The sequence below is a fragment of the Xanthobacter aminoxidans genome (genome assembly GCF_043193615.1).
Classification (GTDB): domain Bacteria; phylum Pseudomonadota; class Alphaproteobacteria; order Rhizobiales; family Xanthobacteraceae; genus Xanthobacter; species Xanthobacter aminoxidans.
In genome coordinates this window covers 1,734,861-1,759,400 of the sequence record NZ_JBAFUS010000001.1, presented here as the reverse complement: position 1 = coordinate 1,759,400, position 24,540 = coordinate 1,734,861, and the positions used below count along the sequence as shown (strand labels likewise).

Genomic DNA, 24,540 nt, shown 5'->3' with positions numbered 1-24,540 from the left:
GTTTGCCGTACCCCCTTGCGGGGACGTATTTTTTTGCTGGGCTGACACGCAATCCCGAGCCCGGCCGCACTTTCAGCTCCGGATATGTGCTATGGACGGATGCTGGCTTCGGAAAGAAGCGCGCCGATGAAACGCCGCTCGTACATCGCGTCCGTGACGATCGCCTACGCGGTCGGCGCGCTGTTGTGGGTCTACTTGTCCGACCGCTTCATCGAGAGCGTCGGCGGCTCCATCGGCTTCGGCGTCTTCTCCACCCTCAAGGGGTTCGTGTTCGTCGCGGTCACGACCGCCCTTCTCTATTTCGCGCTGCATGCCGCCGCCCAGGGCACGGACGAGGCCCGGCCGGTCCTCGCGTTCCGGAGCTGGGTGCTGTTCGCGCTCCTCGCGCTGCTCACGCTGCCGGTCGGGCTCATCAGCTATGCGGTCTTCCGGTCGGCCTCCGACACGCTGCTCGGCGAGCGCAGGGGGCAGCTCGAATTCATGACCGAGGCGGTGGCCCGGTCCATCGATGCGGACGTAGCGCGGGGAATGCTGGATGCGACGCCGCAAGCGCCGCAACAGCCGCAGGCGGCCCTCCTCGCCATCGTCACCGACGGCAGCGCCGGCTTCAGCCGCCTGCAGGAATTCGCCGGCCTGATGGGCGACAGCGGCCGGGTGCTCCTCGCCAGCAAGACCGGCAGCGACGGGCGATGGATGATCGCCGGGGCCCAGCAGGCGCTGCCCGACGCCCTGGTGCCCCTCGCTGCCGCCGGCGCGGCCGGCCTCGCCGCCGACGTCATCACCCCGCCGGACGACGTGCCACTGCTGGTGGCGGCGGCGATGGTGCCCGCGGCCAACGCGGTGCTCATCGCGACCGTCGCCACGGCCGACGTGGTGGACGACGTGCGCGGCGTCGCCTTCCTCTCCGCCATCACCGCCGCCGCCTGCCTCGTGGTGGTAGGCGCGCTGACGCTGCTTTTCGTCCAGCGCCAGAGGCTGCGCGTCGCGCTGGCCGAAGCCGACCAGAAGGCCGCGCTCCATGCGGCGGAGGAGCGCTTCCGGGCGACCTTCGAACAGGCCGCCGAGGGCATCGCCCATCTTGACCTCGACGGGCGTTTCCTCAGGGTCAACGAAACCCTCTGCGCCCTCCTGGGCTATGGCCGGGCGGACCTGCTCGGGCGCAGCTATGCCGACGTGCGGCCGAACATCCGGGCCGGGGCGGTCGGCGGCACCAGCCGCGAGGCCGTCTCGTCGCTGCCCTCGGGGACGGTCGTCGAGGCGCGCAGCGACCAGCCCCACCTCACCCGTGCCGGCAAGGAGATCTGGCTGTCGTGCGTCCAGTCCATCGCGCGCGACACGCCGGAAGGCGAGGGCTACATCATCCTGATGGCCTCCGATGCCACCGCCCGCATCGTCGCGGAGCATCACCTGACGCTGGCGGAGGCCGTCTTCACCAACACCCAGGAGGGGCTGGTGGTGACGGACCTCGCCGGACGGATCACGGCGGTCAATCCGGCCTTCGTCGCCATCACCGGCCACGGGGAGGCCGAGGTGCTCGGCCAGAACATGCGGTTCCTCAGCTCCGGGCGGCACGACCGGCTGTTCTACCAGCTGCTGTGGGCCGCCCTGAAGGACAACGGCGTCTGGCGCGGCGAGATCTGGAACCGCCGCAAGGACGGCGCGCTCTACCTGCAGCAGACGGTCATCAGCACGGTCTACGGCCGCACCGGCGCGCCGGAAAGCTATGTGGGCGCCTTCAACGACATCACCCAGGCGCGCAAGTCCGAGCTCGAGGTGGACCGCCTGACGCGCTACGATCCGCTCACCGGCCTGCCCAACCGCACCCTCATCTTCTCCCTGATCGAGCACGAGCTGACCCGCCCGGACACCCAGTGCGCCGTGCTCTACATCGACATCGACCATCTCAAGACCATCAACGACAGCCTCGGCTTCGCCGCCGGCGACGAGGTGCTGCGGGCGGCCGCGCAGCACCTGCGCAAGGCGGTGCCCGAGGATGCCACCATCGGCCGCTACGGCGCCGACGAGTTCGTGGTGCTGATCGACGGCTGCGAGGGGCCGAAGGAGGCCATCCGCTTCGCCGACCGGCTCATCGACGCCCTCGGCGAGCCGTTCGCGGCCGAGGGCGTGAGCAATCTCTTCATCAATGCCAGCATCGGCATCAGCCTCTATCCCGAGGATGCGAGCGACGCCGAGACCCTGCTCCAGCACGCCCATTCCGCGCTCTACCAGGCCAAGAGCCGGGGCGGACGGACCTATGCCTTCTACACCGACGCCCTGACCCGCGATGCGCGGGCGCGCGTGGAACTGGTGGCGAACCTGCGCCGGGCGCTGGCGGAGCACGAATTCACCGTCCACTACCAACCCATCGTCCGCCTCGAAGACCAGACCATCGTCGGCGCCGAGGCGCTGGTGCGCTGGATCACCCCCGAGGGCGAGATGATCGGCCCCGACCGCTTCATCCCGGTGGCCGAGGAAACCGGCCTCATCGTCCCCCTCGGCGACTTCGTGCTGGCGACCGCCTGTACCCAGATGGCGCGCTGGCGGACGGCCGGGCTGCCGTGCGCGTTCGTCGCCGTGAACATCTCCGCCGGGCAGCTCAACGCCACCGACATCTGCGCGAAGACCGAGGCGGCGCTCGCCGCCGCCGGGGTGCCGGCTGACAGCATCGAATTCGAAATCACCGAAAGCATGCTTTTCGGCGCCGATTCCGGTGCTGAATCGAAGCTGAAACGCATCGCGGAACTGGGTGTCAGGATCGCCATCGACGATTTCGGCACCGGCTATTCCTCCCTCGCCTACCTCAAGCGCTTCCCCATCTCCCGGCTGAAGATAGACCAGAGTTTCGTGCGCGACCTGCCCGCCTCCGCGGTCGACGGCGAACTGGTCCGGGCCATGATCGCCATGGCGCGAGCGCTCGACATCGAGATCCTGGCGGAGGGGGTCGAGGAGGCCGCACAGATGGCCTTCCTCGTCGCCAACGGCTGCACCTTCGGGCAGGGCTATTTCTGGAGCCGGCCGCTGCCTCCGGAGCGCTTCGAGGCTTTGTTTTCCAACGCTTTTGGTGCCGCCGGCGCGAAGTCCGCATCGCGCTGAACGGGGACCTTCGGGGCGGTCCATGCCTCCACGCGCGGGCTCCGGCTGTCCGTTTGTCTGTGCAGATTATTGTCGTACAATCAGTTTACATTCCTCGGCCGCGGTGCCACACTCCCTCCCGATGAAAAAAACAAGGCGGCCCGCCAGAGGGCCGCGCAGGGAGCCCCGGGAATGGCCGTTCGCGTCGAGGAAAAAGGCAATGGCGTCATCGTGTTGACGCTGGTGGGACAAGGCGAGCCGAACCATCTGGACACTGAGGCCCTGCTGGACCTCGCCGAGGCGGCCAAAACCCTTGCAAATCAACCCGGTATGCGGGCCCTGGTGGTCGCCGGGCAGGGCGCCAACTTCTGCGGCGGCCGTGTCGGCAAGAAGGGCCTGACTCGGGCATCCGATGTCGCGGAAGACCTCAACGCCATCCTCAAGGTGAATGCCGCCTTCGCCGCCTTGCCGGTGCCGACTATCCTTGCAGTGGAAGGCCTTGCGCTCGGCTGGGGCTTCGGCATGTCGGCCCAGGCGGACTATGTGGTCGCGGCCGAGAATGCCCGCTTCGCCTTGCCGGAAATGTCCCACGGCATGCCGCCGCTGATCGTGCTGTCCTACCTGTTCCGCTTCGTCTCCTACAAACGGGGCTTCGAGCTGTCCCTGTCGAGCCGGGAAATTTCCGCTGCGGACGCAGAGGGTTACGGCATCGTCACCTCCGTGGTCCCGCCCGGCGCCGCGCTGGCCGAAGCGCTGCGTGTCGCCGATTTCGTCGCCGCCCAGGACCCCATGTCCATCACCCTGCTGCGCAAGTTCGGCCGCGAAGCCGCCGGGCTCTCCGACCCGCAGCGCAGCGAATACGCGGTCTCGCTCATGAGCGTCCTGCTCGCCGAGCGGGCGCAGAAGGCCCATGGCTGAGGCCGGTTCGGGAGGCAGCCCCATGCGCGTGCTGGTGACGGGCGGGTCCGGCTTTCTCGGCAGCCATGTGGCGGCGGCGCTCGCCAAGGCCGGACATGGCGTCGTCAGCTACGACATGGCCGCGCCGGGGCCCGAAGCCCTCGTCACACTCGCCGCCGCGGAGGCGGGCGACGTCGTCCATGCCACGGGCCAGACTACGGACCTTGCCCGTCTCATGGACGTGTGCCGGACAGAGCGGATCGAGGCCATCGTCCACAGCGCCGGCATCGTGGGGCTGGAGACCTCCCTCGCCCAGCCGGCGGCGACCTACCACACCAACATCACCGGCATGGTGAATGTGTGCGAGGCTGCACGGCAGCTCGGCATGGCGCGGCTCGTCTACCTGTCCAGCAACGCCGCATACCATGGCGGCGACGGCTCGCCGCTGAAGGAGACGGACTCGGTCTTCTCGGTGGTGCAGGGCAACCCCGCCGGTCATTACGGCACCACCAAGATGGCCTGCGAGGCCATCGGCCTCGCCTATGCCTCCTTCCACGCACTCGACGTGCTGGCGCTGCGCGTGACCGCCGTCTACGGCCTTGGCATGCGCACGCCCATGTTCATCAAGCCCATGGTGGAGGGGGCGGTGCTGGGCCGGCACGTGCGGTTCGTGACCGGCGGGCCGATGAAGCGCGACTACACCTACGTCCCGGACTGCGCCAGGGCGGTCGTGCGCGCCCTCGCCGTTCCAGCCCCGGCGGAGGGCGCACAACGCGTCTTCAACGTGGCGGCTGGACAGGCGACGGCGGCCGCAGAGGTGGCGCGGATCGTCCGGCAGGTCGTGCCCGGTGCCGATATCGAGATCGGTGACGCGCTGTCGCCCCTGGAGGATGTGAATGCGCGCATGCGCGCCTCCCTCGACATTTCCGCAGCCCGCGCGGTGCTCGGCTGGGCGCCGGAATTCACGCTGGAACAGGGCATCCGCGACTATGCGGAGCGCTACCGCGCCTTCGCCGGCGCGAGCGGGTCTCACCCGAAGGGGCAGGCGGCATGAGCGCACAGGCGATCCCCACCTACGAGGTCTTCGCCATCCGCTACGCCACGCGAGATGCGAAACGGGCGGACAATTTCATCGGCGGCGATCCCCACGATGCGTCCATGCCGCTCGACTATTACGTCTGGGCCATCGTCGGCGAAGCGCGCAGCTTCGTGGTGGATACGGGCTTCAACGCCGAGGTCGCGGCCCGCCGCAAGCGCGATTTCCTGCGCTGCCCGGCCGAGGCGCTGAAGCTGGTGGGGCTTGATCCGGCGACCGTGCAGGATGTGATCCTCACCCACCTGCACTACGACCACGTGGGCAATTTCGACCTCTTTCCCGCCGCGACCTTCCACCTGCAGGAGGCGGAGATGCACTTTGCGGTGGGGCGCTACATGCGCTACCGCCGCCTGCGCCATTCCTTCGAGGTGGAGGATGTGGCGGGCATGGTCCGCGCCAATTATGCCGGCCGCGTCAGCTTCTATGACGGCGGTGCGGAACTGGCGCCGGGCGTGACGCTGCACCCCGCACCCGGGCATTCCGCCGGGCTCCAGTTCGTGCGGGTCAACACCCGCCGCGGACTGGTGGTGCTGGCGTCGGACGTGACCCATTTCTACGAGAACATGGACACCGAGCGTCCGTTCGTCACCGCCTTCCACGTGGGATGCATGCTCGAAGGCTTCGATCGGCTGAAGGCGGCCGCGCCCTCGCCGGACCACATCATCCCCGGGCACGATCCGCTGGTGATGAAGCGCTACCGGCCGCCGAAGCCGGAACTGGACGGCATCGTCGTGCGGCTCGACGAGCCGCCCGTCATCTGATTTCGTCAGTGGACACAGCGCATCGAATCCATCGGGACCGCGAGCCAAGGAAGCCAGCAATGACCACGCCAGCCAGCCTTGCGGCCATGCACCAGGCGGCATCGCTCAAGAAACAGGTGATCGAGGCCCTGCGCACCGCCATTCTCGAAGGGCGCTTCCAGCCGGGCGACCGACTGGTGGAGCGCGAGATCTGCGAGATGTTCCAGGTGAGCCGAACCCTGCTGCGGGAGGCCCTGAGCCAGCTCGCCGCGGAGGGCATCCTGCAGATCATCCCCCATCGCGGTCCCATCGTCGCCATCTATACCGCCGAGGACGCGCGCTCGATCTATGAATTGCGCGCGACGCTGGAGGAGATGGCCGGGCGTTGCTTCGCCGAGCGGGCCACGGAGGCCGAGCACAAGGCGCTGGAGAGCGCCTTCGCCGCCTTCAGGAAAGCCAGCCGCGGCAAGCCGGGCAGCGATCTCCTGCTGGTCAAGACGGTCTTTTATGCCGCGCTCACGGCCGGCGCGCACAATCCGATGCTGGAGGACATGCTGCGCATGATCCACTGGCGGGTCACCATGCTGCGCGCCCATACGCTGTCCCAGCCGGGCCGGCTGGCGAAGAGCCTCGGTGAAATCGGCGACATCATGGAGGCCATCGCCCGGCGCGATCCCGAGGCGGCCGGACAGGCCTGTCGCCGCCATGTGATGAACGCCGCAGCCATCGCCGATGCGGTGCTCACCGCCAAGGAGGCGGAGCGCGACCGCCCGGTCCGCAAGCGGGGCACGAAGGAAACATCCGCCAGGGACAAGGGGGCCGCCGCTCCGGCCGTGGGCGAGCCGCGCCTCGCCCGCATGTAGTCCGCCTTCAGGCGCGGTGGCCGCGCCTGTTCCGTTGAAAACACCCGTGCAGCCGCCTCGAGCGCGCGATTGATGGCGCACGCCCAGCGTGGGCCGCCGAAGGAGCTTGCGTGATGCCCCATGCCGACCCGTCAAGTCCGCCGCTTTCGGGGACCACCCCGGCGCTTCACCAGGTGCGCGCCGGACGCCATGGCGCCCCGCTGGTGGTGCTCATCCACGCCGTCGCGCTCGACCTGACCTATTGGGACCGGCAGATCGGCGCGCTCGCCGAAAGCTTCGACGTGATCGCCTACGACCTTGCCGGCCACGGCGCCTCGCCCGCGCCCGGCATGCCCTTGGGGTTCGATGATGCGGCCGCCGATCTCGCCCGGGTCATCGAAGCGGCAGGGGCGGGGCCGGCCTGCGTGGTGGGGCTGTCCGTTGGCGGCATGATCGCCCAGACGCTGGCGCTCGCGCGCCCCGATCTTGTCCGCGCGCTGTGCCTTATGGATACGGTCAGCACCTTCGCCGATGCGGGGCGGACGGCCGTGCGCGGGCGTGCGGCGCAGGTGCGGGCGGGCGGCATGGAGGCGATCATCGCGCCCACGCTGGAGCGCTGGTTCACGCCCGGCTTCGCCGCGCGGCGGCCCGACGTGCTCGACCGGGTCGCGAAGACCTTGCGCGCGGCCGATCCCCATGTTCATGCCGCCATGTGGGACATGATCTCGACCCTCGACGTCGCGCCGCGCCTCGGCGAGATCGCGAAGCCAACACTGGTGATGGTGGGCGAGCAGGACCCGACGACGCCCGTCGCGGCATCCGAGGTCATCGCGCGCGGCATCCCCGGCGCGCGGCTGGAGATCATTCCCGACGCCTCGCACATGGCGCCGCTGGAAGCCCCGGACGAGGTGAACCGGCGGCTTCTCGCCTTCCACAACGCTCTCTGACACCGCGCAACAGGAGGTGACGTCCGTGCCCATCGGTTTCATCGGCCTCGGCGCCATGGGCGCTCCACTGGCGACGCGGCTCCTCGAAGCCGGCCAGGAACTCGTCATCCATACGCGCCGACGCGAGGCCGCGGCACCCTTCGAGGCGCTGGGGGCTCTGTGGGTGCCGTCGCCGCGCGATGTCGCGGCAAGGGCCCGCGAGATCTTCACCATGCTGCCCGGTCCGGCCGAGGTCGAGGCGGTGGTGTTCGGCAACGACGGCCTCGCCGAGGGGCTCTCGGCCGGCGCGACGCTCATCGACATGACCACCAGCGCGCCGGCAGCGGTGCGTGCCCTGGGCGAGCGCCTCGCGGCCCGTGGCGTCGCCCTGCTGGATGCGCCGGTGAGCGGCGGGCCCAAGGGCGCGCGCACGCACCGGCTGGCCATCTGGGTGAGCGGCAGCGAGGACGCTTTCGAGGCCTGCCGGCCGTATCTCGACCTGCTGGGCGACCGGGTGATGTTCCTCGGCGCGCTCGGCGCGGCCACCACGGCCAAGCTGGTCCACAACAGCGCGAACTACGGCATCCAGATGGTTCTGGCGGAGGTCATCACCATCGGCGTCAAGGCGGGTGTAGACCCCGCCACCCTGTTCGCCGCGATCCGGGAAGGATCGCTCGGGCGCCAGAATGTGGTGGACCGTCTCGCCGACCAGTTCCTGCCGGCGGCCTTCGACGAGGTGTCCTTCGCCCTCGATCTTGCGTTTAAGGACGTGTCGCTGGCCGCGGCCCTCGCGCGGGAGGTCGGCGTCCCGGCACGGTTCACCGAGATGACGCTGGCCGAGATGACGGAAGCCCGCAACCGGGGCTGGGGAAAGAGGGATTCCCGTGTCGCCATGCTGGTGCAGGAAAAGCGCGCCGGTGTCGCGATCAAGGTCGACCGCGAGACGCTGGACGGGATTCTGAACAGGGGAAAGTAGCGGCGACTTTCTGCGGGAGGGCCGGATGACGGAAAGTCAGTCGGACATGGTTGACATCCATCTCATTGGCCATATTGTCATACAATAAGTCAGAAAATGAAGAGGGCGCCAAGCGCCCCTCAAGCGACGCCGCCAAGCAAATGTCGCATCCGTGGAGGAAGCTAATGTCCATCGTCAGAAGCATCATCGCCGCCGGATGGATGGGCCTCGCCCTCCTGCCGGGAGCGGCCGGGGCCGCAGGCCTGGAGAAGCCGAAGATCTCGATCGCGGTCGGCGGTTCCATCAGCCAGATGAACAAGATCGCGTATTTCGTCGCGCTGAATAAGAAATACTTCGAGGACGAAGGCCTTACGGTGGATTCCACGGCCTTCAGCTCGGGCACCGCAGCCCTCCAGGCCGTGGTCGCCGGCGGCGCCGACATCGGCGAAGGGGCCTACGAGCACATGCTGCGCCTTCAGTCCAAGGGGCAGGATCTCACCTGCATCACCGTCTTCGGTCGCTATCCGGGCAATGTGCTCGCCGTGCGCGCGACGAAGGCGGACAGCATCAGGGGCGTCAAGGATCTCAAGGGTAAGAAGATCGGTATCTCGGCGCCAGGCGCCTCCACGCAGAATTTCGTCGCCCAACTGCTGGAGCGGGCCGGCGTGAACTGGAAGGATGCGAGCTTCATCTCCATCGGCACCGGCCCGAGCGCGGTCGCCGCCATCCGCTCTGGCACCGAGCTTGATGCCATCGTCAATCTGGATCCCGCCATCACCTCGCTCACCGATGCGAAGGAAGTGGTGGTGCTGGTGGACAGCCGGAGTGCGGAAGGCTCGCAGATCGCCTTCGGCGGCCCTTACCTCGCCGATTGCCTCTACGCCCGCACCGACTTCATCAAGGCCAATCCGAACACGTCGCAGGCCGTGTCCAATGCCCTGGTCCGGGCCATGCAATGGCTGAAGACCGCGAGCATCGACGACATCATCGCCTCAGTTCCGGCCGAATATTACAAGGCCGACGAAGCGCTCTACCGCAAATCGCTGCAGCAGAACCTTTCCGCCTTCCAGTGGGACGGCATCGTGACGCCGGAGGCGGCGAAGAACGTGCTCGCCACCATCTCGGTGATGGAGCCGGCGCTGAAGTCGGCCAGCCTCGACATCCCGCGCACCTATGACAACAGCCTCGTGGAACGTGCGCTGAAGAAATACGGCCCGGCCGCGAAGCACTGACGTGTCGCTGAGGGGCCGTTGCTGGCCCCTCCGTCCCGCGCCCCCCCAGTTCCCGCGCCCTCAGGGAGACGTTTCATGACCTTCGGCCTTCAACCGGAAGCCGGCCCCGTCCGCATGCCAGCGCCCGTCGGTGACCTCTCCGCTCACGCCGGCCCGCCGCCGGCCCTCCTGTTCGACCACGTCTCAGTGCGCTTCGGTGCCTATACGGCGGTGAACGACGCCAGCCTTCATGTGGGGGATGGCGAGTTCGTTTCCATCGTCGGTCCCACCGGCTGCGGCAAGTCCACCCTGCTGAATGTCGCCGCGGGTCTGCTCGAACCCTCCGAGGGCGACATCTGCGTCTATGGCCGGTCGCTGGAGGGCATCAATGCGGATGCCGGCTATCTCTTCCAGGCGGACGCGCTGATGCCGTGGCGAACCGCGCTGTCAAACGTCATCACCGGCCTCGAATATGCGGGGACGGAGCGCAAGGCGGCCGAGCGGCTCGGCAACGAGTGGCTCGCCCGTGTCGGGCTTTCCGGACATGGCGAGCGCTTCCCGCACGAAATGTCCGGCGGCATGCGCAAGCGCGTCGCGCTGGCGCAGACGCTCATTCGCGATCCCAAGATCGTGCTCATGGACGAACCGTTCAGCGCGCTGGACGTGCAGACGCGCGTGCTGATGGAGAACGAGCTGCTCCAGCTCTGGACCACCTATCGCAAGTCGGTGCTGTTCATCACCCATGACCTGGAAGAGGCGATCTCCCTGTCGGACCGGGTCATCATCCTGTCCGCCGGCCCCTCCACGCACCCCATCGCCGAGTTCCGCATCGACCTGCCGCGGCCGCGCGACGTCGCCGAGATCCGCATGACGCCGCGCTTCGTCGAGCTCTACCACCAGATCTGGGACGCCATGAAGGAAGAGGTCCTGAAAGCCTATGAGCGAAATCAGCGCAAACTTGCGGACTGACGCCGTGATCGCCGATCCCAGCGCCTCCGGTCGCACTGCCCCCGGCCGCCCCGCCGCCCGCCCGCAACGACGGTCCCGCCGGCGCGCGATGCCGGGCCCCATCGTCCTCACCGCGCTCCAGGCGGCGCTGTTCGCGGCCCTCATCATCGCCTGGTATGCGCTGGTGCGATCCAAGGCCCTGCCGGTCTTCTTCTTCGGCGATCCGGTGCTGGTGTTCCAGCAGATCGTCAGCTGGTTCGTGACGGGCGAGATCTTCGTCCATCTCGCGACCACGCTGATCGAGACGCTGCTCGCCTTCCTGCTCGGCGTGGCGTCGGGCATCGGCATCGGCCTGTGGCTCGGCCTTTCGCCGCTCACGGCCGCCCTGTTCGATCCCTACATCAAGGCGCTCAACGCCATGCCGCGGGTCATCCTCGGCCCCATCTTCATCGTCTGGTTCGGCCTCGGCATCGGCTCCAAGGTGGCGCTGGGCGTGACGCTGGTGTTCTTCGTGGTCTTCTTCAACGTCTTCCAGGGCGTGCGGGAGGTGAACCCGGTCATCCTCGCCAATTCGCGGATGCTGGGCGCGAACCGGCGCCAGCTCCTCACCACGGTCTATATCCCCTCGGCATTGAGCTGGGTGTTCTCCAGCCTGCACATGTCGGTGGGCATGGCCTTCGTCGGCGCGGTGGTGGGCGAATATCTCGGCTCGGCCCGGGGTGTCGGCTACCTGATCCTCCAGGCGGAGGCGACGTTCGATGTGAATGCCGTGTTCGCCGGCATCATCGTCCTCACCGTCTTCGCGCTGGTGCTCGACCTTGCGGTGACCCTCGTCGAGAAGCGCCTCATCGTCGGCAAGCCGAAATCCTGACCTGCACCCCTTCACGTCACGCCCATTCATCCAGGAACAGTCAGATGACCGAAACGACCGAAGCCGCCAGCCTGCTGCACAAGGGCATGGAGATCCGCAAGGCGGTGCTGGGCGCCGCCCATGTGGAGCGCTCCATGGCCAATGTGGACGAGTTCGCCCGCCCCCTGCAGGAACTGGTCACCGAATATTGCTGGGGCGCGATCTGGGGCCGGCCGGGGCTGGAGCGGAAGACGCGCAGCATGCTCAACATCGTCATGCTGTCGGCGCTGAACCGTCCGCACGAACTGAAGCTCCACGTCAAGGGGGCGCTGACCAACGGCGTCACCCGCGACGAGATCCGCGAGGTGGTGCTGCAGATCGCGATCTATTGCGGTGTTCCGGTGGCGCTGGAAACCTCGCGCATCGCGCAGGAGGTGTTCCGCGAGGTCGACGCCGCCGCGGCCGGCTGAGGATCGCGGTCGCAATCGCTAGTCCGGCGGGGAGGAGCCGACAGGCGCCACCTTCCCGCCGGGGCGATGCAGCAGGGTCAGCGACAGGAAGGCGCCGACCCACGAGCCCGCTGCCGCGAACACCACATAGACCCAGTTCTCCGTGTAGCTGATGACGGCGAACGAGGAGAGCATGTACCAGACGCTCGACCAGTTGGCCGCCGAGAGGCGTCGGCGCGCCACCACGGCCGAGGTGAAGGCCACGTAGCAGGCGTCGGTGGCGGCCGTGGCGATGAACACCCCCAGCGCAATGAGCGGATCGAGGGCTGAAAAGGCACCGAGGATGTGCTGCATGGGCCGCCCGGAAGGCAAGGGGTGTCGGATCACCCCATCATGGCGAAACCCGACGCCCCGGCAACACACGCCGGGTCAGGCCGACCAGATGCCGCTGCTCGAAACCTGCCGCACGTAATTGACGAGATAGTCGGTGAACACGCGGATCTTCGCCGGCAGGCGCTCGCGGTTCTGGTAGGCGATGTTCATGGTCAGTGTGGGCAATTGCCAATCCTGCATCACTGCTACGAGGCGCCCGGAGGCGAGGTCGTCCTGCACGATGTACAGCGGCTGGATGAGGATGCCCAGGCCCGACAAGGCCGCCTGCCGGATCACCTGCCCGTCGTTGCAGTCCAGCGCGCCGGTGATGCGCACGGTGCGCTCCGCGTCGCCCTTGGTGAGGCGCAGGGAGAACGGGTCCTGCGCCAGATTGTAGACCAGCATGTCGTGCCGCGTGAGGTCGGCCGGCTCGCGCGGGCGGCCGTGCTCCTCCAGATAAGCCGGTGAAGCGGCCAGCACGCGCCGCATCCGGCCGAGGCGGCGCACGATGATGTTGGTGTCCGGCTCGTGCAGGCGGGTGCGGATGGCGACGTCGATGCCCGCCTCGATGAAGTCGAGATAGCGGTTGGCGACTGCGATATGGACGTTGAGCTTGGGATAGAGCTTGCGGAATTCCGGCAGCATGGGCGCGAGATAGATGGTGGCGAAGGAGAGTGAGCTCGTCACCCGCAGCAGGCCCTGCGGGGCGAGGGTGTGCTCGTTCACCGCCTCTTCCGCTTCGGCCAGTTCGGTGAGGAGCGTGCCGCTGCGCTGGTAGAATTCCTGCCCCGCCTCTGTCAGCCAGAGGCGGCGGGTGTTGCGCTCCACGAGGCGTGCGGCGAGGCGCTCCTCCAGCGCCGCGAGATGCCGGCTCACCGCCGCGTTGGACATGCCCAATGCCTCCGCCGCCCGCGAGAGGCTGCGCAGCTCGGCGGTCTTCACGAACACCTCGATCTGGGTCAGGCGATCCATATTTCCACTTTGCGCAAAAGACCGTTCCGGAAAATCCCGTTTATTTCCGCTGCGCGCAAGTCAAAACTCACATCCAACGAAAGACCAATAGGTCGAGGAAACGCCAATGATGGGACCCATCCGCCACATAGTGATGTGGCGCGTGAGCGGAGAGACGCGCGAGGAGCGCGCCGCCGCCCGGCAGAAGGTCAAGGCCGCGTTCGAGGGCCTGCGCGGCCGCGTCGCCGGCATGACCCGCGTCGAGATCGGCCTCGACATTTCCGATGTCGATTATGCCTGCGACGTGGTGCTGGTGTCCGAATTCGCCACCGCCGCTGATCTCGCCGCCTACGCCTCCCATCCCGAGCATCTGCGCGTGCGCCAGGAACTGGCGGACCTGCGCATCGCGCGCTTCCAGGTGGACTATGTGGCTGAGGACGCCGCCTTCGGCACCATCGAGCCCCGTCATCCCGCCTCCGTGGCGCGTCCGCGCGGCGCGTTTCTCGCCGGCGAGTGAGCCCCAAGGCGCGCCCCTGCGCGCCGCAGACGGATCTGAACCATGATCGAGACCTTCACCTACGAGGCCCTGCCCATCCGCGTCCGCTTCGGCCGCGGCGCCGTCGCCGAGGTCGGCGCCGAAGTGGCGCGGCTCGGCGCGCGGCGGGCGCTGGTGCTCACCACGCCGCAGCAGGCGGGGGAGGGCGAGCGCATCGGCAAGCTCATCGGCGAAAACTGCGCGGGGGTCTTCCCCGGCGCCACCATGCACACGCCGGTGGAGGTGACGGACAAGGCGCTCGACGCCCTGAAGGCGGCTGATGCGGATTGTGTCGTAGCGCTGGGCGGCGGCTCCACCACGGGCCTCGGCAAGGCACTGGCCCTGCGCACCGGCGTGCCCCAGCTGGTCATCCCCACCACCTATGCCGGCTCGGAGATGACGCCCATCCTCGGTGAGACGCAGGAGGGGCGCAAGACCACCATCCGCTCCCTCGACGTGCTGCCCGAGGCGGTCATCTACGACGTGGACCTCACGCTGACCCTGCCGGCCGGCCTCTCCGCCACGTCCGGCGTCAACGCCATCGCCCATGCGGTGGAGGCGCTCTATGCCCGCGACCGCAATCCGGTGATCTCGCTGATGGCGGAGGACGGCATCCGCACCCTGTCCTCGGCGCTGCCCATCCTCATCCACGAGCCGGCGAACATCGAGGCCCGCACCATGGCGCTTTACGGCGCGTGGCTGTGCGGCTGCTGCCTCGGTGCGGTGGGCATGGCGCTGCATCACAAGCTCTGCCACACGCTCGGCGGCACCTTCAATCTGCCGCACGCGGAGACGCACACCATCGTTCTCCCCCACGCGGTGGCCTACAACGCCCCCGCCGCGCCGGAGGCCATGGCCGCTATCACCCGTGCGCTAGGTGCGCCGGATGCGGCGCAGGGGTTGTTCGATCTGGTGCGGGCGCTGGGCGTGCCGCGGGCACTCTCGGACATCGGCATGCCGGCGGACGGCATTGAGACCGCCGCCGACCTCGCGGTGGAGAACCCCTACTGGAACCCGCGTCCTGTGACGCGCGACGGCATCCGCGACCTCATCGCCCGCGCCTATTCCGGCGAGCGGCCGGTGGCGGCGGTGCCGGCGGAGGAGGCGGCCTGATGGGCGCCCGCACCCTCATATCCGGCGCCACCATCCTGTCGATGGAGCCCGCCATCGGCGATCTGCCGAAGGGCGACATCCTGATCGAGGATGGCCGCATCGCCGCCATCGGGCCTGAGATTGCGGCGGCGGATGCGGAGCGGGTGGATGGGGCAGGGCGCATCTGCGTGCCCGGCTTCGTCAACGCCCATATGCACACCTGGCAGACGGGCCTCAGGAGCCTTGCCGCCGACTGGACGCTGCTGGAGTATTTCCGCTGGGTGCACGCCGGCCTCGCCACCCGCTTCCGGCCCGAGGACATCGGGATTGCGACGCTGGTGGGCGCGCTCGGGCAGATCGATGCCGGCACCACCACGCTGGTGGACTGGTGCCACAACAACCCCACGCCCGACCACACGGACGCGGCGGTGGAAGCGCTCACCGAGAGCGGCATCCGCGCCGCCTTTTTCCACGGTTCGCCCAAGCCTGATCCGAAGCCCGGCGAGCCACATTTCTCCGAGGTGCCGCACCCGCGCGCCGAGATCGAGCGCCTCATGCGCGGTCCGTTCGCCGGCACGGATGGGCTGCTGACGCTGGGCCTCGCCATCCTCGGCCCTCACTACTCCACCATGGAGGTCGCCCGCGCCGACTTCCGGCTCGCCCGCGAGTTCGGCCTCGTCGCCTCCATGCATCAGGGCGGCGGCGCGGCGAAGACGCCGGGCGGCTGGGAGACGCTGATCGCCGAGGGGCTGGTCGGCCCCGGCATCAACGTCGTCCACGGCAACGATCTCTCCGACGAACTGTTCTCCCGCCTCGTGGACCTCGGCGCCTTCTTCTCCGTGACGCCGGAAAACGAGATGACGCAGGGCCACGGCTTCCCCGTCACCGGCCGCCTCCTGAAGCGCGGCGCGGCGCCCTCCCTCGGGGTGGATCTGGAAAGCGTACTGGCCGGCGACATGATGGGCGTCGCGCGCATCGCCCTCGGCATGCAGCGGGTGCTGGACAATACGGACAGCCGCCGCGAGACCGGCGCCATCCCGCCCACGTCCACGGTGCGGGTGCGGCAGGCGCTGGAATGGATCACCATCGAGGGCGCGCGGATGGTGGGGCTCGACCATCGCATCGGCTCCCTCGCCCCCGGCAAGCAGGCCGACCTCGTGCTGATCGACGCCCGCGCGCTGCACCTCCAGCCGATGCATGATCCCGTCGCCACGGTGGTGATGCAGGCCGGGCGGGGCGACGTGGAAGCGGTGATGATCGCCGGTCGTTTCATGAAGAAGAACAGGACGCTGCTCGCCACCGGCATCGACGAGAAGCTCGCCCGGCTCACCGCCTCGGGCGCGCGCATCGTCGATGAGCTCGGCCTCGGCAAAAAGGCGGCGTGAGGAGAGGATGATGGCTGACACTTTGACCCTCGGCTGGATCGGGCTCGGCAAGATGGGCCTGCCCATCTCCACCCGCCTTGCCGGCGCCGGCCGCGACATCGCCGGCTTCGACCGGGACCAGGAACGCATCGCCGAGGCCGCCGCCGGCGGCGTCACCCCCGCCGCGACGCTGGAAGATGCGGCCGGCCGCGATATCGTCTTCACCTCGCTGCCCGACGACAAGGCGCTCCGCGCCGTGGCGCTGGACGGGCCGCTGCTCTCCGCCATGCGCAAGGGCGCGATCCTGGTGGAGACCTCCACCGTGAGCCCCGGCATCTCGGCCGAGCTGGGCGCTGCCGCCGAGCGCGCCGGCATCCTCTATCTGCGCGCGCCGGTCTCCGGCAACGCCGCCATCGCCCACACGGGCAACCTCACCTGCTTCGTCTCCGGCCCGCGTGCCGCCTTCGACACCTTCCTGCCGGTGGCGCAGGACTTCACCCGCGCCCAGAAGTATCTCGGCACGCAGGAGGAGGCGCGCTACGCCAAGCTCTCCGTGAACCTGATGATCGCCGTCTCGGCGGCCATGATGGGCGAGAGCATCGTACTTGCGCGCAAGGGCAACCTCGCCTGGCAGGACATTCTCGACGTGCTCACCAACAGCGCGGTGGGCTCGCCCATGGTCCACTACAAGGCCAAGAGCCTTGAGACGCGCGACTTCAATTCCACTTTCTCCTGCCGGCAGATGGCCAAGGACCTCGACCTCATCGTCGGGGCCGGCCACGCCGCCGAGATGGCCATGCCCCTCGCCACGCTCACGCGGGAGATCTACGGCGCGCTCATCGGGCGCGGCGACGGGGAGGCGGACTTCATCGCACCGGTCCGCCTCGCCGAATGGCTCGCCGGACTGGGCGAGCCGGATCTCGACAAGAATGACGGGAGGCTCGCATGAGGAATTTCGACCAGTTTTCCATCACCGAGGCGGTGCTGGAGCGCGTCGCCAACGCGCCTGACGCCCGTGTCCGCGAGATCAGCGAGGCGCTGGTCCGCCACCTGCACAATTTCGTCCGTGAGGTGCGCCCCACCCAGGCGGAATGGGAAAAGGGCATCGCCTTCCTCACCGACACCGGCCACATGTGCACCGGCACGCGGCAGGAGTTCATCCTGCTGTCGGACACGCTCGGTGTCTCCATGCTGGTGGACGCCATCAACCACGACCACCAGACGGCGGTCACCGAGAGCACCGTGCTCGGCCCCTTCTATGTGGAAGGCCCGCCGGAGGTGGCGAACGGCACGGATATTTCCGGGCACCTCGAAGGCGAGCCCATGTTCGTCTCCGGCTCGGTGGCGACCCTTGACGGCACGCCGCTGGTGAACGCCATCGTCGATGTCTGGCACTCGGACGTGGATGGCTATTACGACGTGCAGCATGAGGACAACGGCCTTGTGGCCCGCGCCCGCCTGCGCACGGACGATCAGGGCCGCTTCGCCTTCTGGTCCATCAAGCCCGCCGCCTATCCCATCCCGCACGACGGCCCGGTGGGCAAAATGCTGGAGGCGCAGGGCCGCCATCCATGGCGACCGGCCCATGTGCATTTCATGATCGAGGCGCCCGGCCACGAGAAGCTCGTGACCCATGTGTTCGTCGCCGGCGACGCCTATCTCGACAGCGACGCAGTGTTTGGCGTGAAGGACTCGCTCATCCGCGAGTTTGCCGCCCACGCATCGGGTGTCGCGCCGGACGGCCGGACGATGGATCAGCCCTGGTGCGCGCTGACCTACGATTTCAAGCTTAACCCCGTCTCCGCCGCGGCTTCGCAGGCGGCGTGAAGGGACGGACGGACGCGCAGCAAGCCCGGCCAACGGGACGCGCGAAGGGAGGAACGCATGTCTGCCCATATGCCCATCGCAGCGCATCCCATGGATGGCGTGCTGGCGCGGCTCGCGGAGATCGTCGGCGACCGGGCAACCCGCGCGCCCGGCGTGCTCGCCGACCACGGCCGCAGCGAGGCCTACCACGCGGCGACCCCGCCGGACGTGGTGGTGTTTCCTGAGACGACAGCCGAGGTGCAGGCCGTCGTGCGCCTGTGCTGTGAGCTGAAGGTGCCGGTCGTCGCGTTCGGAGCCGGCACCTCGCTGGAGGGCAATGCGGCGGCGCTCCACGGCGGCGTCTGCCTCGACATGGGGCGGATGAATGCGGTGCTGAAGGTGAATGCGGAGGACATGGACGTGACCGTCCAGCCGGGCATCACCCGCAAGCAGCTCAATGCCCAATTGCGCGACACGGGCCTGTTCTTCCCCATCGATCCCGGCGCCGATGCCTCCATCGGCGGCATGACCTCCACGCGCGCCTCGGGCACCATGGCGGTGCGCTACGGCACCATGAAGGACAATGTGCTGGCGCTGGAAGTGGTGCTGGCTGATGGCCGTGTCATCCGCACCGCGCAAAGGGCGCGCAAGTCCGCCGCCGGCTATGATCTCACCCGCCTGTTCGTTGGCGCGGAGGGCACGCTCGGTGTCATTACGCAGGTGACGCTGAAGCTGCATCCGCAGCCGGAGGCGATCTCCTCCGCCGTCTGCGCTTTTCCCGACCTCAAGGCCGCGGTGGACACGGCCATCGCCGTCATCCAGTCCGGCGTGCCGGTGGCGCGGGTGGAACTGCTCGACGCGGTGATGATGCGCGGCATGAACCTGCACGCCAAGCTCGGCCTGCCTGAGGTGCCGCATCTCTTCTTCGAGTTCCACGGCTCGAAGGCCTATGTGGCCGAGCAGGCCGAGACCACCGAAGCGCTGGCGACCGAGTTCGGCGGCGAGGGCTTCCAGTGGGCGACGACGCCGGAGGAGCGCAGCCGCCTCTGGCACGCCCGTGACAACACGCTGTATGCCGGCCTTGCGCTGCGCCCCGGCGCGAAGGCGATGATCACCGATGTCTGCGTGCCCATCTCGCGCCTCGCCGAATGCCTGGTGGAGACGGCGGCGGATATCGCGCAGACGGGCCTCACCGCCCCGGTGGTGGGTCATGTGGGCGACGGCAATTTCCACCTATTAGTGCTGATCGATCCCGCCAGCGCCGAGGAACTCGCCCGTGCCAAGGCCTTCTGCGATCGCCTCGCCCGCCGCGCCATCGCGCTGGAGGGCACCTGCACCGGCGAGCACGGCGTCGGTGTCGGCAAGATGGACTTCCTGCCGCTGGAACTGGGCGATGCGGTGGATGTCATGCGCCTCGTGAAGGGCGCGCTCGACCCCGACGGCATCCTCAATCCGGGCAAGATCTTCCGGCCCCGCGACAGACAGCAAGGAGACGCACCATGAGGGCGGTCATGGCAACGACGCCTCGCCTCGAGCTGGCCGCGCCCCCGGCCGTGCCCGGCACCCCCATTCTGGAGCTGAAGGGCATCTCCAAGACATTTCCGGGCGTGAAGGCGCTGGACGATGTGTCCTTCGCCGTGTGGCCGGGCGAGGTGCACATGCTCCTCGGCGAGAACGGCGCCGGCAAGTCCTCGCTCATGAAGGTGCTGTGCGGCGCCTATCAGGCGGATGCCGGCGAATACTTCCACAATGGTGAAAAAGTAGAGATCCGCTCCCCCGCCGACGCGCGGCGCTTCGGCATCGCGGTGATCTTCCAGGAGTTTTCCCTCGTCCCCTATCTCGACGTGGCGCAGAACATCTTTCTCGGCCGTGAATTTTCCTCGCGCATCCCCGGCCTGACGGACCGCCGCCGCCTCTATCGCGAAGCGCAGAAGGTGCTCGATCTGATCGGCCTGGAGGTGGACCCGCGCACCAAGGTGCATCAGCTCGGCGTCGCCCAGCAGCAGATGGTCGAGATCGGCAAGGCGCTGTCGCAGGATGCCCGCATTCTCGTGATGGACGAGCCCACTGCCGCGCTCTCCGACCGCGAGACCGAGCGCCTGTTCGAGGTCATGCGCCAGTTGCAGGCGAAGGGCGTCGCCCTCGTCTACATCTCGCACCGCATGGCCGAGGTGTTCGCCCTCGGCGACCGCATCACCGTGCTGCGCGACGGCAAGCTCGTGGGCCGCGCGCTTCCGGGCGAGACCTCGCCGGACGAACTGGTGCGGATGATGGTCGGCCGCAACGTGGACATGTCCTATCCCCGCCGCTTCGCCACCGAGCCGGGCGAGGTGGTGCTGGAAACCAAGGGCCTGTCCTCCACCAACGGCATCCGCGACATCGACCTGAAGGTCCGCGCCGGCGAGATCGTCGGCCTGTGCGGCCTCGTCGGCTCCGGCCGCACGGAGGTGGCCCGCGCCATCTTCGGGGCGGACGCAGTGACGGCGGGCGAGGTCCGCATCTTCGGCAAGCCGAGGACCGGCGGGCCGGACGCCGCGGCCTTTGCCGGCGTGGGCCTCATCCCGGAGAGCCGGAAGGCGGAGGGCTTGGCCCTCATCCGCACGGTTAGCGACAACCTCGCCGTGGCCGGCCTGCCCAAGCTGTTCCCCAACATGATGTTCTCGCCCGGCAAGGCCCGGCGCTCGGCGCAGGAGCTGATCCAGCGTCTGCGCATCGCCACCCCCTCGCCGAACCAGAGTGTCGCCGTCCTCTCCGGCGGCAACCAGCAGAAGGTGGTGATCGGCAAGTGGCTCGCCGCGGGCACGCGCCTCTTCATCTTCGACGAGCCCACCCGCGGCATCGACGTGGGCGCGAAATCCGAGATCTTCGCCCTCATCGATCAGCTCGTCGCCGAAGGGGCGGCGGTGCTCATGATCTCTTCCGAGCAGGCGGAGATCGTCCATGTCTGTGACCGCGCCTACGTCATGCGCGGCAAGCGCATCGTCGGCGAGCTTGGCCGCGCCGACCTCTCCGAAGAGAACATCGTCCGAATGGGGATGCACGATGAGTGACCACGCCCTCTCCCCCTCTGCCCCCGCGCGGCCGCGCATCCCCGCCGTGCCCGGCGTCGCCGTGGCGCTCGTCGGCCTCAGTGTGCTGTTGGCGGTGGCGAGCCCCGGCTTCCTCACCGCCGGCAACCTCTCCAACATCCTGGTGCAGTCGGTGATCCTGCTGCTCCTCGCGCTGCCCATGACGCTCATCATCATGACGGAGGGGCTGGACCTCTCCATGGGCGCGGTGCTCACCCTCGCCTCGCTGGTGCTGGCGCTGATCGTGGTGGCCACCCAGTCGCTGATGCTCGGTCTCGCCGGGGCGCTCGGCGTGGGCCTCGCCTTCGGCCTCGCCAACGGCTGGCTGGTGGCGTCGCTGGGCATCCCGCCCTTCGTCGCCACCCTCGGCACGCTGGGCGCGGCGCAGGGGCTCGCGCTCATCGTCTCGGACGGGCAGAGCGTGGTGGGCATCCCGCGCTTCGTGCGGCTGGTCTATTCCGGCGAGGTGGCGGGCATCCCCAACCCCATCCTCATCGGCGCGGGTTTCTACGCCCTGTTCCATGTGCTGCTCTACCACACCCGCTTCGGCACCTATGTGTGCGCGCTGGGCGGCAACCGCGAGGCGCTGACGCTGGCCGGCGTCAAGTGGAAGCGCCTGCTCATCTCCGTCTACATGCTGGGCGGAGCCATGGCCGGCGTCGCGGCCCTGCTGATGACGGCGCGCATGAATGCCGGCCATCCCACCGCCGCCATCGGCATGGAGTTCGACGCCATCGCCGCCGTGGCGCTGGGCGGCACCTCCTTCGAGAAGGGCAACGGCTGGATCTTCGGCACCCTCATGGGCGTGCTCACCGTGGGCGTGCTGCGCAACGGGCTGAACCTCATGGCCGTGCCTTCCTCGGTGCAGGTGGCCTGCATCGGCGTCCTCGTCATCTTCGCCCTCTTCCTCGACGGCATGCGGAGCAAGAAGTCATGAGCCTCGCCGGCGACGTCTCCGCGGGCACGCCCCGCATCCATCTGTCCAAGGACATGCAGCAGCTCCTCTACCGGCTGCTGGCAGCGGGCCTCCTGTGCGTGGCGCTGAGCATCGCGACGGATGCCTTCTTCACCACCAACAACATCCTCAACGTGCTCAGGCAGGCGAGCCTCCTGTTCTTCCTCGCCTCCGGGCTCACGCTGGTGATCCTCACCGGGGGGCTCGATCTCTCTGTGGGCGCGAACATCGGGCTTTCCGCCTGCCTTGCCGCCACCGTCATCAAGGCAACCGGCTCGCCGGCGCTGGGCACGCTCACCGGGCTGGCCAGCGGCTGCGCCATCGGCATCTGCAACGGGCTGATGGTGGCGAAGCTGCGCATCCCCTCCTTCATCGCCACCTACGGCATGCTGTGGGTGCTGCACGGCGTCACCTATTACTACATGGCCGGCGAGACCATTCACGGCTTCCCGCCCGGCTTCCGCCATATCGGTTCGGGCTATTTCCTCGGCATCCCGATCCCGGTCTACTTGATGATCGGCTTTCTCATCGCCGGCACCGTCTTCGCCCAGCGCACCGTGTGGGGTCAGCAGATCTATGCCATCGGCGCGAACCCCATGGCGGCACGGCTCTCGGGCATCCCGGTCGATCGCCGCCTGATCCTCGTCTACGCCTTCTCGGGCGCCATGGCGGGCGTCGCGTCCATCGTCTTCCTCGCCCGGCTGAACTCGGCCGAAGGGGACATCGGCGAGGCGATGACGCTGCCGGCCATCGCGGCGGTGCTCATCGGCGGCGCATCGCTCTTCGGCGGGGTGGGCAGCGTGTTCGGCACCTTCGTCGGCGCGCTCATCCTTACGCTGGTGCTGAACGGCATGAACCTGCTCGCCGTGAACGCCAGCTGGCAGCCTTTGGTGACGGGCGTGATCGTCATCTTCGCCGTCTGGCTCGACATGGTCGGGCGCAAACGGTCCTGAAGCGTAATCCAAGTCAAACGCCAAACAGTCAAACGCCAAATATCAAGAATCGGAGGAAGACCCCATGAATAAATTGAAGTCGAACTTCAGGCTCATCGCCGCGGCGCTGCCGGTGGCGCTCCTGTCCACCGGCGCGCTGGCCGCGGACGAGACCATCGCGGTCTTCACCAAGAACCAGACCAACCCCTATTTCCAGACGGTGCGCGTGGGCGCCGAGGTGGCGGCCAGGTCCATGGGCGCCAAGGTGGTGCACTACATTCCCACCAAGCCGGACTCGATCCCCGAGCAGCTCAGCCAGATCGAGGACGTGATCGTGAAGAAGCCGAGCGCCATCGTCTTCGTGCCGGTGGACTACAAGGCCATGGTGCCGGGCGTGGAGCAGATCAACGACGCCAAGATCCCGGTGGTGAACGTCACCGACCGCTCGGCCGGCGGCAAGTTCCTCGCCTTCGTCGGCGCCGACGACTACAGCCTCGGCCTGGAGACCGGCCGCTACCTGCTCAAGGAGATGGGCGGCAAGGGCAATGTGGTGATCCTGGAGGGCGTGAAGGGCTCGCTCACCAACATCGACCGGGTGCGCGGCTTCAATGACGCCATCAAGGAAAACAAGGACGTGAAGCTGCTGGCGAGCCAGCCCGCCAACTACCAGCGCCTGCAGGGCCTGCAGGTGATGGAAAACCTGATGCAGTCCCATCCGCAGATCGATGGCGTGCTCGCCGCCAACGACGCCATGGCCATCGGCGCCATCGAGGCGCTCGATGGCGCCAACCGCAAGGCCAAGGTCATCGGCATCAATGGCACCAAGGAGGCGATCGACGCCATCAAGGCCGGCAAGCTGCTCGCCTCGGGCGACTACAACGGCTTCGTCCAGGGCTGCATCGGCACCATGGTGGCCATCCGCTCCCTGCGCAACGAGGCCATCGTGAACGAAGTGGTGCTGAAGCCGACCGTGGTCAACGCCTCCAACTATCAGCCCTACGACGTGCCGCTGGAGGCCCGCACCTGCCCGAGCTGGGCGGACGCCGCCGCCATGGCCACCAAGGCGCCCACCAAGACCAACTGATCACCTGACGCCGTTCTGAGAAGACGGCGTGTTATCACCCGGACGGGGCGACACCGGCTTGAGGTCGCGTGCCGCCCCGCTCGCGAAGGAGCCTCTCTCATGCTGTTCGCCATCCACGGTGTCGATCGCCAAGGCGCGCTCGACACCCGCCTCGCCCACTATGAGGCGCACAAGGCCTTCCTGTCCGACACCTCGGCGTTCGGGGTGGAGATCGTCATGTCCGGCCCGCTGGTGGCGGATGACGGAACCACGATGATCGGCAGTCTGTTCCTCATCGAGGCGCCGGACCGCGCCGCCGTCGAGGCGTTCAACGCGGCCGATCCCTTCAGAAAGGCGGACATCTGGGAGCGCGTGACGATCACCGGCTTCCTGCGTCGCCAGGGTTGAGCGCCCAA

Annotated in this window: 23 protein-coding genes and 1 pseudogene; 22 read left to right on the top strand and 2 right to left on the bottom strand. The window is 68.2% G+C overall.

Going from position 1 to position 24,540, the window contains the following annotated elements:
• Positions 1–126 precede the first annotated feature (126 nt).
• The 11 genes from V5F74_RS08070 (at position 127) to V5F74_RS08020 (ending at position 12,007) form a co-directional block, all read left to right on the top strand.
• On the top strand, positions 127–3,093 hold the full coding sequence (locus tag V5F74_RS08070; RefSeq protein ID WP_394007254.1) for a putative bifunctional diguanylate cyclase/phosphodiesterase: 2,967 nt from the start codon (positions 127–129) through the stop codon (positions 3,091–3,093).
• A 171-nt stretch (positions 3,094–3,264) separates the two neighbouring features.
• Positions 3,265–3,990 (top strand): enoyl-CoA hydratase/isomerase family protein, encoded by a 726-nt coding sequence (locus V5F74_RS08065; protein WP_029555562.1) that lies wholly within the window; start codon positions 3,265–3,267, stop codon positions 3,988–3,990.
• Positions 3,983–5,023, top strand: coding sequence for an NAD-dependent epimerase/dehydratase family protein (locus V5F74_RS08060; protein ID WP_394007252.1), 1,041 nt, complete (start codon positions 3,983–3,985; stop codon positions 5,021–5,023). Before V5F74_RS08065 ends, V5F74_RS08060 begins: the two co-directional genes overlap by 8 nt.
• Positions 5,020–5,826 carry an N-acyl homoserine lactonase family protein gene (locus V5F74_RS08055; RefSeq protein ID WP_394007250.1) on the top strand — a complete coding sequence of 269 codons (807 nt, stop codon included), beginning with the start codon at positions 5,020–5,022 and terminating at the stop codon, positions 5,824–5,826. The genes V5F74_RS08060 and V5F74_RS08055 overlap by 4 nt, the downstream gene beginning before the upstream one ends.
• A gap of 59 nt (positions 5,827–5,885) precedes the next feature.
• Entirely contained in the window at positions 5,886–6,668 is a 783-nt protein-coding gene (locus V5F74_RS08050; RefSeq protein ID WP_394007248.1) for a GntR family transcriptional regulator, read from the top strand.
• A gap of 113 nt (positions 6,669–6,781) precedes the next feature.
• Positions 6,782–7,594: an alpha/beta fold hydrolase gene (locus tag V5F74_RS08045; protein WP_394007246.1), complete on the top strand. Its 813-nt coding sequence runs from the start codon at positions 6,782–6,784 to the stop codon at positions 7,592–7,594.
• 25 nt (positions 7,595–7,619) lie between these two features.
• Positions 7,620–8,549 (top strand): NAD(P)-dependent oxidoreductase, encoded by a 930-nt coding sequence (locus tag V5F74_RS08040; RefSeq protein WP_394007244.1) that lies wholly within the window; start codon positions 7,620–7,622, stop codon positions 8,547–8,549.
• 164 nt (positions 8,550–8,713) lie between these two features.
• A complete protein-coding gene (locus V5F74_RS08035) occupies positions 8,714–9,760 on the top strand; it encodes an ABC transporter substrate-binding protein (protein WP_394007242.1) in 1,047 nt (348 codons plus the stop codon).
• A 114-nt stretch (positions 9,761–9,874) separates the two neighbouring features.
• Complete coding sequence (locus V5F74_RS08030) at positions 9,875–10,708, top strand: ABC transporter ATP-binding protein (protein ID WP_051679367.1); 834 nt, start codon at positions 9,875–9,877, stop codon at positions 10,706–10,708.
• Positions 10,709–10,796: 88 nt separating this feature from the next.
• Positions 10,797–11,558, top strand: a complete 762-nt coding sequence (locus V5F74_RS08025) for an ABC transporter permease (protein ID WP_024280652.1) — start codon at positions 10,797–10,799, stop codon at positions 11,556–11,558.
• Positions 11,559–11,602: 44 nt separating this feature from the next.
• Positions 11,603–12,007 carry a carboxymuconolactone decarboxylase family protein gene (locus tag V5F74_RS08020; RefSeq protein WP_024280651.1) on the top strand — a complete coding sequence of 135 codons (405 nt, stop codon included), beginning with the start codon at positions 11,603–11,605 and terminating at the stop codon, positions 12,005–12,007.
• A gap of 18 nt (positions 12,008–12,025) precedes the next feature.
• Here the strand turns inward: V5F74_RS08020 and V5F74_RS08015 are convergent, their stop codons facing one another.
• Complete coding sequence (locus V5F74_RS08015) at positions 12,026–12,340, bottom strand: hypothetical protein (RefSeq protein WP_029555553.1); 315 nt, start codon at positions 12,338–12,340, stop codon at positions 12,026–12,028.
• A gap of 75 nt (positions 12,341–12,415) precedes the next feature.
• A complete protein-coding gene (locus V5F74_RS08010) occupies positions 12,416–13,330 on the bottom strand; it encodes a LysR family transcriptional regulator (RefSeq protein WP_029555552.1) in 915 nt (304 codons plus the stop codon).
• Between the two features lie 106 nt (positions 13,331–13,436).
• On the opposite strand from V5F74_RS08010, the pseudogene V5F74_RS08005 reads away from it, so the two are divergent.
• From V5F74_RS08005 to V5F74_RS07955, 11 genes and pseudogenes are all read left to right on the top strand, one after another.
• Positions 13,437–13,736, top strand: a pseudogene (locus V5F74_RS08005) (Dabb family protein); the annotation flags it as partial.
• A gap of 132 nt (positions 13,737–13,868) precedes the next feature.
• Positions 13,869–14,957, top strand: coding sequence for a maleylacetate reductase (locus tag V5F74_RS08000; RefSeq protein WP_250168714.1), 1,089 nt, complete (start codon positions 13,869–13,871; stop codon positions 14,955–14,957).
• The gene (locus tag V5F74_RS07995) at positions 14,957–16,321 is read left to right on the top strand and encodes an amidohydrolase family protein (RefSeq protein WP_394007239.1); all 1,365 of its coding nucleotides are present in this window, start codon (positions 14,957–14,959) and stop codon (positions 16,319–16,321) included. The genes V5F74_RS08000 and V5F74_RS07995 overlap by 1 nt, the downstream gene beginning before the upstream one ends.
• Before the next feature lie 10 nt (positions 16,322–16,331).
• The gene (locus V5F74_RS07990; protein ID WP_394007237.1) at positions 16,332–17,249 is read left to right on the top strand and encodes an NAD(P)-dependent oxidoreductase; all 918 of its coding nucleotides are present in this window, start codon (positions 16,332–16,334) and stop codon (positions 17,247–17,249) included.
• Positions 17,246–18,127 (top strand): intradiol ring-cleavage dioxygenase, encoded by an 882-nt coding sequence (locus tag V5F74_RS07985; protein WP_250168717.1) that lies wholly within the window; start codon positions 17,246–17,248, stop codon positions 18,125–18,127. Before V5F74_RS07990 ends, V5F74_RS07985 begins: the two co-directional genes overlap by 4 nt.
• A gap of 90 nt (positions 18,128–18,217) precedes the next feature.
• Positions 18,218–19,609 (top strand): FAD-linked oxidase C-terminal domain-containing protein, encoded by a 1,392-nt coding sequence (locus V5F74_RS07980; RefSeq protein WP_394007488.1) that lies wholly within the window; start codon positions 18,218–18,220, stop codon positions 19,607–19,609.
• An 8-nt stretch (positions 19,610–19,617) separates the two neighbouring features.
• Positions 19,618–21,156, top strand: a complete 1,539-nt coding sequence (locus V5F74_RS07975; protein ID WP_029555545.1) for a sugar ABC transporter ATP-binding protein — start codon at positions 19,618–19,620, stop codon at positions 21,154–21,156.
• Positions 21,149–22,111 carry an ABC transporter permease gene (locus V5F74_RS07970; protein ID WP_029555544.1) on the top strand — a complete coding sequence of 321 codons (963 nt, stop codon included), beginning with the start codon at positions 21,149–21,151 and terminating at the stop codon, positions 22,109–22,111. The genes V5F74_RS07975 and V5F74_RS07970 overlap by 8 nt, the downstream gene beginning before the upstream one ends.
• Entirely contained in the window at positions 22,108–23,082 is a 975-nt protein-coding gene (locus tag V5F74_RS07965; protein WP_029555543.1) for an ABC transporter permease, read from the top strand. The genes V5F74_RS07970 and V5F74_RS07965 overlap by 4 nt, the downstream gene beginning before the upstream one ends.
• Before the next feature lie 64 nt (positions 23,083–23,146).
• Positions 23,147–24,145, top strand: coding sequence for a sugar ABC transporter substrate-binding protein (locus tag V5F74_RS07960; protein ID WP_029555542.1), 999 nt, complete (start codon positions 23,147–23,149; stop codon positions 24,143–24,145).
• A gap of 99 nt (positions 24,146–24,244) precedes the next feature.
• Positions 24,245–24,532: a YciI family protein gene (locus V5F74_RS07955; protein WP_029555541.1), complete on the top strand. Its 288-nt coding sequence runs from the start codon at positions 24,245–24,247 to the stop codon at positions 24,530–24,532.
• Positions 24,533–24,540: the final 8 nt, after the last annotated feature.

Coding starts and splice junctions, on each gene's coding strand:
- V5F74_RS08010 (WP_029555552.1), bottom strand. CDS start 13,330: ATGGATCGCCTGACCCAGATCGAGGTGTTCGTGAAGACCGCCGAGCTG.
- V5F74_RS08015 (WP_029555553.1), bottom strand. CDS start 12,340: ATGCAGCACATCCTCGGTGCCTTTTCAGCCCTCGATCCGCTCATTGCG.
- V5F74_RS08020 (WP_024280651.1), top strand. CDS start 11,603: ATGACCGAAACGACCGAAGCCGCCAGCCTGCTGCACAAGGGCATGGAG.
- V5F74_RS08060 (WP_394007252.1), top strand. CDS start 3,983: ATGGCTGAGGCCGGTTCGGGAGGCAGCCCCATGCGCGTGCTGGTGACG.
- V5F74_RS07970 (WP_029555544.1), top strand. CDS start 21,149: ATGAGTGACCACGCCCTCTCCCCCTCTGCCCCCGCGCGGCCGCGCATC.
- V5F74_RS07975 (WP_029555545.1), top strand. CDS start 19,618: ATGGCAACGACGCCTCGCCTCGAGCTGGCCGCGCCCCCGGCCGTGCCC.
- V5F74_RS08030 (WP_051679367.1), top strand. CDS start 9,875: ATGCCAGCGCCCGTCGGTGACCTCTCCGCTCACGCCGGCCCGCCGCCG.
- V5F74_RS08070 (WP_394007254.1), top strand. CDS start 127: ATGAAACGCCGCTCGTACATCGCGTCCGTGACGATCGCCTACGCGGTC.
- V5F74_RS08025 (WP_024280652.1), top strand. CDS start 10,797: ATGCCGGGCCCCATCGTCCTCACCGCGCTCCAGGCGGCGCTGTTCGCG.
- V5F74_RS08055 (WP_394007250.1), top strand. CDS start 5,020: ATGAGCGCACAGGCGATCCCCACCTACGAGGTCTTCGCCATCCGCTAC.
- V5F74_RS07985 (WP_250168717.1), top strand. CDS start 17,246: ATGAGGAATTTCGACCAGTTTTCCATCACCGAGGCGGTGCTGGAGCGC.
- V5F74_RS08065 (WP_029555562.1), top strand. CDS start 3,265: ATGGCCGTTCGCGTCGAGGAAAAAGGCAATGGCGTCATCGTGTTGACG.
- V5F74_RS07955 (WP_029555541.1), top strand. CDS start 24,245: ATGCTGTTCGCCATCCACGGTGTCGATCGCCAAGGCGCGCTCGACACC.
- V5F74_RS08045 (WP_394007246.1), top strand. CDS start 6,782: ATGCCCCATGCCGACCCGTCAAGTCCGCCGCTTTCGGGGACCACCCCG.
- V5F74_RS08000 (WP_250168714.1), top strand. CDS start 13,869: ATGATCGAGACCTTCACCTACGAGGCCCTGCCCATCCGCGTCCGCTTC.
- V5F74_RS08050 (WP_394007248.1), top strand. CDS start 5,886: ATGACCACGCCAGCCAGCCTTGCGGCCATGCACCAGGCGGCATCGCTC.
- V5F74_RS07995 (WP_394007239.1), top strand. CDS start 14,957: ATGGGCGCCCGCACCCTCATATCCGGCGCCACCATCCTGTCGATGGAG.
- V5F74_RS07965 (WP_029555543.1), top strand. CDS start 22,108: ATGAGCCTCGCCGGCGACGTCTCCGCGGGCACGCCCCGCATCCATCTG.
- V5F74_RS08035 (WP_394007242.1), top strand. CDS start 8,714: ATGTCCATCGTCAGAAGCATCATCGCCGCCGGATGGATGGGCCTCGCC.
- V5F74_RS07960 (WP_029555542.1), top strand. CDS start 23,147: ATGAATAAATTGAAGTCGAACTTCAGGCTCATCGCCGCGGCGCTGCCG.
- V5F74_RS07980 (WP_394007488.1), top strand. CDS start 18,218: ATGGATGGCGTGCTGGCGCGGCTCGCGGAGATCGTCGGCGACCGGGCA.
- V5F74_RS07990 (WP_394007237.1), top strand. CDS start 16,332: ATGGCTGACACTTTGACCCTCGGCTGGATCGGGCTCGGCAAGATGGGC.